Here is a 12,091-nt window from a genome sequence, read left to right on the forward strand (position 1 = left end):
GTAACAGTGATAACTGAATACTGCCACTGAATACTAATTAAACACAACAGTAATAACTGAATGCTGCCTACTGAAACTACTTACTAAAATTTTATTTCCCTCCCCAAGAATCTCTTAAGCCAACAATTTTATTAAAAATTAAATTGTCTTCGGTTGTGTCATTATCAACATTAAAATAGCCCATTCGCTGAAACTGGAAACGTTCTCCAATGGTAGCTGTTTGTAAACTCGGTTCTACAAAAGCAGTAATAACTTCTAAAGAATTAGGGTTTATAAATTCCATAAAATCCTTGTCTTTATGGCTATCTGGCGCTTCATCTAAAAACAATCTGTCATAAGCTCTTACTTCTGCTTTTACAGCATGTTTTACAGAAACCCAATGCAAAGTACCTTTCACTTTACGCTTGCTTTCTTCGGTGTCCATTCCAGATTTTGTTAACGGGTCATACGTACATTGTATTTCTGTAATATTTCCGTCAGCATCTTTAGTACAACTAGTCGCTGTGATAAAATACGCATTTTTTAAACGTACTTCTTTACCTAGTTTTAAACGAAAGAATTTCTTATTCGCTTCCTCTCTAAAATCCTCACGTTCTATATAAATCTCTCTAGAAAAAGGAACCTCTCTGCTACCAAAACCATCTTCGTAGTCGTTATAACTAGCATCTAACATTTCCTCTTGTCCTTCCGGATAATTGGTGATTACAACTTTAACAGGATCTAAAACTCCCATAACTCTTTTGGCAGTTTTATTTAAATCCTCACGAATTTTAAACTCTAAAAGCGCTACATCAATTACGTTTTCACGTTTAGAAACACCCACAGTTTCAATAAAACTTTTTATAGATTCCGGAGTGTAACCACGTCTTCTTAATCCAGAAATTGTAGGCATTCTTGGGTCGTCCCAACCAGCAACAATTCCTTTTTCAACCAAAGTTAGTAACTTACGTTTACTCATAATGGTATAACTCAAATTCAAACGAGAAAACTCACGTTGTTTTGGTGGATTTGGATATTCCGATTTGCTAAAACCGTAGACGTTATCTCTAAACCAATTGTACAATTCTCTGTGAGGTTTAAACTCTAAAGAACACAAAGAATGCGAAATTTGCTCAATATAATCACTCTCACCATGCGTCCAATCGTACATTGGGTAAATACACCAATCAGCACCAGTTCTATGGTGATCTTTATACATAATTCTGTACATTAAAGGATCACGCATTAACATATTTGGGTTTTCCATGTCAATTTTTGCACGCAAAGTATGTTCACCTTCCTTAAATTTTCCATCTTTCATTCCCTGGAATAATTCCAAGTTTTCTTCAACAGATCTGTTTCTAAAAGGACTATTAGTCCCAACCTGAGTTGGCGTCCCTTTTTGCGTTCTCATATCTTCCGAAGATTGAGAATCTACATACGCTTTTCCATCTTTTATCAACAAAACTGCCCAATCGAACAACTGCTGAAAATAGTCTGATGAATAACACTCATTTGCCCAAGAATAGCCCAACCAAGAAATATCTTTCTTAATTGCATCTACATATTCTTGCTCTTCTTTTGCTGGATTTGTATCATCAAAACGCAAATTTACAGGCGCATTATAAGTCTCACCTAAACCGAAACTAATTCCGATTGCTTTCGTGTGACCAATATGCAAATACCCATTTGGTTCTGGCGGAAAACGAAAACGTAAATTTTCTTTTGGCATTCCGTTTGTTAAATCCTCTTCAATAATATGCTCTAAAAAATTGAGCGATTTTTTCTCTTCAGACATCTGTTTTGGTACAAAATTAAGCACCAAAATTACGGAAAATAACTCATTTTTCAGATCTTTTTTTGGGTGTTTCCCTACGGGTCGTGCTTTACACTGTAGTTTTTTATAGTTTCAAAAAAAAAACGATAAAAAAGCTGCCGTTTCAATCACTAACACAAGTGGTAGAAAGTCAATAAAAATCCGTTAATAACGCTATATTTGTACTTTTAAATTACAAAATGGGAATAATACAAGTAAACAACATCAAACTCTATGCTTTTCATGGATGTTTAGACGAAGAAGGAAAAATAGGAAGCGAATACAGTGTTGATATAGAGATTAAGGCGAATTTAAAAAAATCATCTAGAACAGATGAATTGGAAGATACCGTAGATTATGTGCACTTAAACCGTATCGTAAAAGAAGAAATGGCCATTCGTTCTAAACTGCTAGAAGAAGTGGCGCAGAGAATCTTAGATAGAATTTTTAAAGAAATTTCTAGGGTAAAAAAAGCGAAGGTTTCTGTGGCAAAAATCAATCCACCAATTGGTGGAAACGTAGAAGAAGTGGTAATTATTCTTACAAAAAAGAGATAAAGTAAAAAAAGACTTGCAATCTTTGTATTTTTACGTAAATTTGCAATCCTTAAAAACGGATTTATAGTTTATTGTAAATTAATTTTAAGATAAAAAGGTGTCTTGGCCGAGTGGCTAGGCAATGGTTTGCAAAACCATGTACAGCGGTTCGAATCCGCTAGACACCTCAAAAACCCCATTCTTTTAGATTGGGGTTTTTTTGTTTTCTACGAATACTAAATAAACCATAGCGAATACTAAATAGTAATACTAAAACTAATAAGAATTATTATTTTTGAGCTGTATTTATAAATACTATTATTATGAAAAAGAAAAATTTACTTTTAACAATCTCAATTTTGCTGTTAATTTTCTCTTGTAAAAAGGAAGAAATTAAAACAGATAACATTTTTAAGTTTAAAGAATATATAAGTTATACTACCTCCGGAGTAGTTTCTGTAGCCAATAATATAGAAATAAATCTTGCCAAAGAGGTAAACGGTTGGGAACCAAACAAAGAAATTTCATCAGAAATTATTTCTATAAAACCGCATGTAAGTGGTACTATTAAAACAGTAAATAAACATGCTTTTGTATTTATTCCGGATGAAATTTTAGATGCAGATACAGAATATGCTGTTTCTGTAAACCTGAAAGAAATATATAAAGATACTCCTCAGAATTTTGAAGATTACACTTTTCAGTTTAAAACAATTGCACCTAATTTTAATATTCAGACGAATAATTTACAATCGTATTCTAAAGAATATCAATATTTAGAAGGTGTAGTAAAATCTGCGGATGTAATTTCATTAGAAAAGGCTAAAAAGTTACTGAATGCTTTTCAAAACGGAACATCAAAAAATATCGTTTGGAATGAATCTTATGAAAAAGGTAAAGTTTTTGAGTTCAAAATAGATAGTATTCAGCGCTTTGTAGAAGACACTCAATTAGCCATTTCTTGGGATGGAAAAGCAATAAATGCGGAGTCTAAAGGAGAAAATGAAGTTTTAATTCCGGGTAAAAACAATTTTAAAGTTCTCAGTCTAAAAGTAAATAATACTTCTGAACAGTATATTTCTATCAACTTTTCTGATCAACTTAAAAAACAACAAAATTTTGACGGTCTGGTAACCATCAAAAATGAAAAAAAACCACGTTTTATTGTCAACGGAAACGAGTTAAAAGTGTTCTCAGAAAATAAGTTTCAAGGAGATGTTTTGGTTTCTGTTTTTCAGGGAATTAAAAATTCTGATAATTATAAATTAAAAGATGCTTTTAAAGAAACTATTACTTTCGAGCAGAAAAAACCACAAATTAGAGCCATAAGTAGCGGAACTATTTTACCAAATTCTAAAGACTTAAAGTTCAATTTTGAAGCGATCAACGTAAAAGAAGTAACGGTTAGAGTAATAAAAATTTACGAAGATAATGTGTTGCAGTTTTTGCAAGAAAATAGCATGAACAGTAATAATGAATATCAAATTAAACGCGTTGGTAGACGTATTGTAAAGAAAACGATTACATTAATTGATAACAAAGTAAATAATACACAAAAATGGAAAGCGTATAGTGTAGATTTGGCTAAATTGATGGACGCAGAACCGGGGGCTATTTATAGAATAGAATTGAGTTATAATAAAAATCAAGCATTTTATGAATGTTCAGAAAATCAAGCTGTAAACTCAGATTTTGAAGAGGAAACATATGACGATTTAAGTAAAATTGAGGACGAAGAAGCAAGAGAAGAGTTGTATTGGGATAACAAATTATACGATTATAAAGACCGTAATTATAACTGGCGAGAAAGAGACAATCCTTGTTCAGATTCTTATTATTACTATAAAGAAGTAACTCAGAATTTATTAGCTTCTAATTTGGGTATTATCGCCAAAAAAGGTGAAAATAATTCTTATTTCTTTGGCGTAACTAATATTTTAGATACCAAACCGCAAGCAGGAGCTACTATTAAATTATTTGATTTTCAGCAACAAGAAATTGTATCCACTAAAACAGATGCAGAAGGGTTTGCAAATATTGATACCTCTAAAAGTGCCGCTTTTGCGGTGGTTTCTAAAGGAAATAATAAAGGGTACATTAGATTGTTCGACGGAAATTCTTTGTCTTTAAGTAAGTTTGATGTTTCCGGAAGTAAAACCGAAAAAGGCTTAAAAGGATATATTTATGGGGAACGCGGAGTTTGGCGCCCAGGCGATAATGTGTATTTAACGTTCTTGTTGAATGATGCAGATAACAAATTACCAAAAAATCATCCTGTAAAATTAGAAGTTACAGACCCGAGTGGTAAATTGGTATACAAAAAAGTAACATCAGAAAACTTAAATAATTTTTACAAGTTTACGTTTGCAACTACTCAAGAAGCAAAAACAGGAAACTACAATGCTAAAATTTCTGTGGGTGGCGCAAAATTTTACAAGTCTTTAAAAATAGAAACAGTAAAACCAAATCGTTTAAAAATTAAAGTAGATTTTAATGATGAGGTTTTGGCAAGCAACAAACCCATTAACGGAACTTTAGATGTAAAATGGTTGCACGGAACGCCAGCGAAAAATCTTAAAGCAGAAATTAAAGCAAAAGTTTCTACGGCAAATTATGGTTTTAAAGATTATAAGAATTACGTTTTTACAGATCCATCAAGAGAGTTTTCATCGGAAGAAATAAATATTTTTGATGGGAAGTTAGATGAAAACGGAATGGCAAAAATTGATAGTAAATTAACTATTGGTAAAAATGCTCCAGGAATGTTAAACGTTCAATTTTTGGTAAGAGCTTTTGAAAACGGAGGTGATTTTTCTATAGATGCTTTTACTAAAAAATATGCACCATTTACCTCTTTTGTAGGGTTAAAATCTCCAGAAGGAAATAGATATGGTTCTTTCTTTACAGATGAAAATCAGTCTTTTTCTGTTGTTTCGGTTGATGAAAAAGGAAGTCCAGTAAAAAGAGATGAAATAGAGGTTGTTGTTTATAAAATTGAATGGCGTTGGTGGTGGAGTTCTTCGGATGATAACTTGTCGAGATATACTTCTAGTAGCTATAAGAAACCATACAAAACTTTAAAAATTAGCACGAACTCTAAAGGAAATGGAAGTTTTAATTTGAATATTCCAGAAAGAGATAGAGGTCGTTTTTTTATTAGAGTAATTGATGAAAAAAGTGGACACGCAACAGGTAGAACGGCTTATTTCTATAAAAATTGGTGGCAAAATGCTACTTCTGGAGATAAAGAAGCTGCTAAAATGTTGGTTTTTTCCGCAGATAAAGAAAAATACAATGTTGGTGAAACTGCTAAAATTACATTCCCTTCTGGTAGTGAGGGACATGCTTTAATAAGTATAGAAAATGGTACAAAAGTTTTAGAAACCAAATGGGTTAAAACGACGAAAGGAACAACTTCTGTAGAAATTCCTATTAACAAAAATATGGCGCCGAATGTGTTTGTAAATATTTCATTATTACAACCACACCATGTCTCAGAAAACGATTTGCCTTTAAGGTTGTTTGGTGTAATTCCGCTTTTAGTAGAAGATAAAAACACCAAGTTAGAACCTCAAATTTCGATGCCAGAAGAGTTGCAACCTGAAAAAGAATTTACGGTAAAAGTTTCAGAAAAAAATAACAAAGCCATGACCTATACTTTGGCGGTTGTAGAAGAAGGTCTATTAGATTTAACACGCTTTAAAACTCCAAATGCCTTTGATGTTTTCTATGCAAGAGAAGCTTTAGGTGTAAAAACGTGGGATATTTTTGATGATGTAATTGGTGCGTATTCGGGTAGTGTAGATCAGGTTTTTGCCATTGGTGGAGATGGAAGTGCTGCTGCTGCAAAAAATAGAAAAGCCAACAGATTTAAACCAGTTGTAAAATTTATTGGTCCGTTTTATCTTAAAAAAGGAAAAACAGCATCACATAAAATTACGTTACCAAATTATATTGGCTCTGTAAGAACCATGGTGGTTGCGGGTGATGTTACTAATGAAGCTTTTGGAAATGCAGAAAAAGCAGTTCCTGTTAAAAAGCCTTTGATGGTGTTGGCTACGTTGCCAAGAAAATTATCGCCAAAAGAAAAAGTTACGTTGCCAATTACCATTTTTGCAATGGATAAAAAAGTAAAAAATGTAACCGTACAGGTAAAAACGTCTAACGGAATTGTTGTTATCGGTAACAAGATTCAAAAACTTAATTTTGAGAAACCAGATGAAAAAATGGTGTATTTTGAAATGGATGTTTTAAAAGCAAACGGCATCAATACTGTTGAAATTATTGCATCCGGAAACGGAGAAAAAGCATCTTATAAAGTAGAGTTAGATGTTGTAAATCCAAACCCAATTACGTCTAAAGTAATAGATGCAACCATTAAAGGAAAAGAGGAGCAAGACATCAACTTTAACACATTTGGTGTTGAGGGTTCAAATACGGCAATGTTAGAACTATCTACCATTCCTCCAATTAATTTTTCTGGAAGATTAGAGTATCTAATTCGGTATCCGCATGGTTGTGTAGAACAAACGACTTCGAGTGTTTTTCCGCAATTATTTTTGAATGATATTTTCGACTTAACGTCGGATAAAAAACGTCAGATTCAAGAAAATATAGAAAACGGAATTAAAAGATTAGGGAATTTTCAGCAAGCAAATGGAGGTTTGAGTTATTGGCTTGGAGAAAATTATACGAGCGATTGGGGAACCACCTATGCAGGTCATTTTATGTTAGAAGCTGCTAAAAAAGGATTTGTTTTACCGTTAACTTTTAAAAGTGATTTTATTAGATATCAGAAAAACGCAGCAAGAAATTGGAGACCAAATTACAGAAATAATTATACAGATTTAGCACAAGCTTATAGATTGTACACGTTGGCTTTGGCTGGCAGTCCAGATTTGTCTGCGATGAACAGAATGCGTGAGTTTAAACAAATTTCTAATGACGCAAAATGGCGATTGGCAGCAGCTTATGCTTTGGCAGGACAAAAAGAAGCAAGTTTAGAAATTATGAGTACGGCAAACATTAATTTTACAACTTCTAAATATAATTATTATTCTTATGGTTCTGTAGATAGAAACCGAGCAATGGCTTTAGAAACCATGTTAATTACCGATCATAAAGACATTAAAGAGGTAGCGAAATCTATTGCAAAAGAATTGTCTAGCAGTAGATGGATGAGCACACAATCTACTGCATATAGTTTGTTAGCTATTGGTAAGATGGTGGTTAAAAACGGAGGGAAAGCCATCAACTTAAAGTACACGAACGGAGGGAAAACGGTTGCTGTAGATACGCAAAGTTCTATGGTGCAAAGAACTGTTAAAGTTAAAAACGGAGCAAACTCCATCACTATAAAAAATGAGGATAACAATGTTGTTTTTGCAAGAATTATCAATTCTGGTCAGTTGCCGTTGGGCGATGAAATTACAGAAAGTAGAGGTTTAAGTACGTCTGTTCAGTATTTAGATTTACAAGGAAAAGCTATAAATATTAATAATTTGAAACAAGGTCAAGATTTTGTGGCAAAAATTATTGTGAGCAATCCTAAAAATGAAACGGTTAAAGATATTGCGTTAACGCAAGTTTTTCCATCAGGATGGGAAATTGTGAACACCCGTTTTACAGATTTTGGAACGACTACAAAAAGTGAAGCTCGTTATACGGATATTAGAGATGACAGAGTTAATTTTTATTTCGATTTGGAACGTCAATCTAACAAATCGGAAACAAAAACGTTTACTGTATTATTGAATGCAGCGTATTTAGGAGCTTATTATTTACCAGGAATTCAAGTAGAAGCGATGTATGATCATGATTATTTAGTTAGAACAAAAGGACGTTGGATTGAAGTGGTGAAGTAGTCACTGGCAATTACAAATGTCATTCTGAACGAAGTATGATTGTCATTCCGAATGACGAAGGAAGAGGAATCTCATAATCAATACCAAACTTGTGAGATTTCTCAATCGCCTAAAAGGGCTCATTTCGAAATGACAGTTGGGTTTGAAAATAAAATGGTAAATGTCTCCTCGAGTGCAGTCGAGAGGTTTTAATGAGTGCTAGACTGCGCTCGAATGGAGATTATAACTTTTAATACATCAAAATTGAAAATAACAAACTACATAAAACGTCATAAAAAGAAAACTATATTGGTTGTTATTCTGCTGATTTTTTATGCATTTTGTTTACCAAGTCAATTATTTACAAAGCCAACATCAACAGTAATTACGAGTAATAATAATGAATTGTTGGGCGCGTTAATTGCAAAAGATGGTCAATGGCGTTTTCCGCATAAAGACTCCGTTCCGCAGAAATTTAAAACCTGTTTAATTCAGTTTGAAGATGAACATTTTTATGGGCATCCAGGGTTTAATCCAGTTTCTATTTTAAAAGCCTTAAAACAAAATTTACAAGCAGGAAGTGTAAAAAGAGGAGGAAGTACCATTACACAACAAGTTATTCGATTAAGTAGAGACAATAAATCTAGAACCTATTTAGAGAAAGTAAAAGAATTAATTTTAGCAACACGTTTAGAAATTAGAGCATCTAAAGAAAAAATTATAACCTATTGGAGTTCTAATGCGCCTTTCGGCGGAAATGTTGTAGGTTTAGATGCTGCTTCTTGGCGCTACTATAATAGAAAAGCATCAGATTTATCTTGGGCAGAATCTGCAACTTTAGCCGTTTTACCCAATGCGCCAAACTTGATTTATCCTGGGAAAAATCAACAAAAACTATTGGTAAAAAGAAACCGATTGTTAAAAAAGTTACTGAATAAGCATATCATAGATTCTTTAACGTATGAATTATCAGTTTTAGAGGAATTACCACAAAAACCGTATGCACTTCCGCAAATTACACCACATTTATTACAAAAAATCAATAAAAAAAATAATGGAGAATTTGTAAAAACGACCATAAATAAAAGGTTGCAAATTCAAACAAATTTAATTGTAAATAATTATTATAATAAACTGAAAAACAATGAGATATTTAATATTTCTGTTTTGGTTTTAGATGTAAAAAATAGAAAGGTTCTAACCTATGTTGGCAATTCTAAAACTACTAAAGAAAATCAAAAAGACGTAGATGTTATAGATAAGCCAAGAAGTACCGGAAGTATTCTAAAACCCTTTTTGTACGCTGCCATGTTAGATAGCGGAGATTTGTTGTCAAATATGTTGGTTGCAGATGTGCCTACAAACTTCGGGAGTTATCATCCAGAAAATTTTAACAAAAAGTATTCAGGAGCAATTTCTGCAAAGTTAGCGTTGTCTAGATCTTTAAATGTGCCAACGGTAAGAATGTTACAAAATTTTGGTTTGGAGAAATTTCATCATTATTTGCAAAAATTAAAACTGAGAGATTTAAAGAAAGATCCTAATTATTACGGGCTAACATTGGCTTTAGGTGGTGCAGAAAGTAATTTGTGGGATTTGTGTAAAAGCTATGCATCAATGGCATCTACGGTAAATCATTATTCTGAAAACTCTAGCAGGTATTTTAAAAACGAATTTTGTGAACCTACTTTTTATGCGGATGAAAAACTCCATTTCGGAGAAAAATCATCAGAAAAAATTATTTTTGATGCCGCTTCTATTTATCTCACCTTAGAGAGTTTAAAAGATGTAAATAGACCTAATGCAGATCAGAATTGGGCATTTTTTGACTCTTCTAAACAAATTGCTTGGAAAACAGGTACAAGTTTTGGGTTTAGAGACGCTTGGGCAATTGGAACCACAAAAGATTATGTAGTTGGTGTTTGGGTTGGAAACGCAGATGGAGAAGGAAGACCAGGTTTGGTTGGTGTGCAAGCTGCAGCACCTATTTTATTTGATGTTTTTGATAAGTTGCCAAATTCAGAATGGTTTGAGAAGCCTTTTGATGAAATGACCGAAATAGAAATTTGTGCTAAAAGTGGTTACCGAGCAACCGAAAATTGTGAAGAAAAGACACTAGAATTTGTTCAAAATGCTGGTTTAAAGACAAAACCTTGTCCGTATCATGTTTTGGTAAATGTAGATGCATCAGAAAATTATCAAGTAAATACTTCTTGTGAGCGTTTAGAAAATATCAAACAAAAATCATGGTTCGTTTTGCCGCCTTTAATGGAATACTATTATAAGGATAAAAATCCGTTTTATAAACCGTTGCCAAAGTTTAGAAATGATTGTTTGGGTGAAGTAAAAAATGCGATGAAATTTATTTATCCAACGGAAAAGAGTACTATTTTTTTACCAAAAAATTTCGATGGAAAAAAAAATGAGTTGGTTTTAAAAATAGCACATGCAAATAAGGAGGCTATCTTGTATTGGTATGTAGATAACGTTTATGTAGGTAGCACAAATGAGATCCATGAATTTGGGGTGAATTTAAGTATAGGAACTCATCTAATTTCTGCCACAGATAATTTGGGAAATGAAATTCATCAACAAATAATAGTAAAAGAGTAATTTAATTATAGAAGTATTTTTGTGATTCGTCTTAAGTAAAATGCAGTTTATCGAAAAAAGATTTTTAAAATGGGGGTTAATTGTATTTTTGATTACCAAAAATAAACTAATTTATATGATCTTTTTACAAGCTTCAACACTGACTAACGAGGGAATCAATCAATCTATTTTTGAGAATCAATTGTTATTTGTTATTTTAGGCTTGGTTGTCTTTGTTTTTGGTACAATAAGGTTTGCTAAATTCTTAAGTGAACTAAATTTTAATAAGACATCTAAAAAGTCAAGTTGTAATTCATAATGTTTTTTTTTATGGGTAATCTTTAGACTTTTCTTAACAAAAACCCATGTTATTTTCTCCATCTTTGCTTTCTGTTTACTTTTAATAAGTATTATGAATATATTGAATCATAATTGAGTATTTTTATGCTCGATTTTATGATTTTAATTTATACAGCATGAAGATATATCCTATAGAAACTGGTAATTTTAAATTAGATGGAGGTGCAATGTTTGGTGTTGTGCCTAAAACTATTTGGCAAAAAACAAACCCTGCAGACAGTAATAACTTAATAGATATGAGCATGCGTAGTATGCTTATTGAAGATGGAGATCGTTTAATTTTGGTAGATACCGGATTAGGAGCCAAACAATCAAACAAATTTTATAGTTATTATTACCTTTTTGGAGATTTCTCTGTAGATACTTCTTTGGCTAAACATGGTTTTCATAGAGATGATATTACAGATGTTTTTTTAACGCATTTACATTTTGATCATTGTGGAGGTGCTATAGAATGGAATGCGCAGAGAACCATTTTACAACCCGCTTTTAAAAACGCCAAGTTTTGGTCTAATGATAAACATTGGAAATGGGCTACAGAGCCAAACCCTAGAGAAAAATCATCTTTTTTTACAGAAAATATTATTCCGATTAAAGAAAGCGGACAATTAAATTTTATTCACAGCAATGCCTTCGATCAAATTGGTTTTGATGTTTTATTTGTAGATGGTCATACAGAAAAACAGATGTTGCCTAAATTAACATATCAAGGAAAAACAATTGTTTTTGTGGCAGATTTGTTACCAACAATTGGTCATATACCTTTGCCTTATGTAATGGGGTATGACACGAGACCTTTGTTAACATTAAAAGAAAAGGCAGCCTTTTTAAACTTAGCAGCAGATAAAGAATATTATCTTTTTTTAGAGCATGATGCATACAATGAAGTTTGTACAGTACAGCATACAGAAAAAGGAGTTAGATTAAAGAATACACACAAATTTATAGACATATTTAATTAAGAT

General features: G+C 32.4%; 5 protein-coding genes and 1 tRNA gene. 5 read left to right on the plus strand and 1 reads right to left on the minus strand.

From position 1 onward, the window contains the following. Positions 1-91: 91 nt before the first annotated feature. Positions 92-1,777 carry a glutamine--tRNA ligase/YqeY domain fusion protein gene (locus tag MPF19_RS02710; protein WP_249986678.1) on the minus strand — a complete coding sequence of 562 codons (1,686 nt, stop codon included), beginning with the start codon at positions 1,775-1,777 and terminating at the stop codon, positions 92-94. 218 nt (positions 1,778-1,995) lie between these two features. Here MPF19_RS02710 and folB point away from each other — a divergent pair, with 218 nt between their 5' ends. The 5 genes from folB to MPF19_RS02735 all read left to right on the plus strand — a co-directional run bounded on the left by folB (position 1,996) and on the right by MPF19_RS02735 (position 12,088). Then, entirely contained in the window at positions 1,996-2,352 is a 357-nt protein-coding gene (gene folB / locus MPF19_RS02715; RefSeq protein ID WP_249986679.1) for a dihydroneopterin aldolase, read from the plus strand. Positions 2,353-2,448: 96 nt separating this feature from the next. Beyond that, positions 2,449-2,519 (plus strand) — tRNA-Cys (locus MPF19_RS02720). 135 nt (positions 2,520-2,654) lie between these two features. Next, the gene (locus MPF19_RS02725) at positions 2,655-8,195 is read left to right on the plus strand and encodes an alpha-2-macroglobulin family protein (protein WP_249986680.1); all 5,541 of its coding nucleotides are present in this window, start codon (positions 2,655-2,657) and stop codon (positions 8,193-8,195) included. A gap of 213 nt (positions 8,196-8,408) precedes the next feature. After that, positions 8,409-10,787, plus strand: coding sequence for a penicillin-binding protein 1C (pbpC, locus tag MPF19_RS02730; RefSeq protein WP_249986681.1), 2,379 nt, complete (start codon positions 8,409-8,411; stop codon positions 10,785-10,787). Positions 10,788-11,242: 455 nt separating this feature from the next. Continuing rightward, positions 11,243-12,088: an MBL fold metallo-hydrolase gene (locus tag MPF19_RS02735; RefSeq protein ID WP_203392605.1), complete on the plus strand. Its 846-nt coding sequence runs from the start codon at positions 11,243-11,245 to the stop codon at positions 12,086-12,088. Positions 12,089-12,091: the final 3 nt, after the last annotated feature.

Origin of the sequence: Polaribacter sp. Z014, from assembly GCF_023555435.1 — a bacterium.
Classification (GTDB): Bacteria; Bacteroidota; Bacteroidia; order Flavobacteriales; family Flavobacteriaceae; genus Polaribacter.

What these genes read in the sequence shown, in the direction of transcription:
- MPF19_RS02710 (WP_249986678.1), bottom strand. Translation starts at nt 1,777, where the DNA reads ATGTCTGAAGAGAAAAAATCGCTCAATTTTTTAGAGCATATTATTGAA.
- folB (WP_249986679.1), top strand. Translation starts at nt 1,996, where the DNA reads ATGGGAATAATACAAGTAAACAACATCAAACTCTATGCTTTTCATGGA.
- MPF19_RS02735 (WP_203392605.1), top strand. Translation starts at nt 11,243, where the DNA reads ATGAAGATATATCCTATAGAAACTGGTAATTTTAAATTAGATGGAGGT.
- MPF19_RS02725 (WP_249986680.1), top strand. Translation starts at nt 2,655, where the DNA reads ATGAAAAAGAAAAATTTACTTTTAACAATCTCAATTTTGCTGTTAATT.
- pbpC (WP_249986681.1), top strand. Translation starts at nt 8,409, where the DNA reads ATGGAGATTATAACTTTTAATACATCAAAATTGAAAATAACAAACTAC.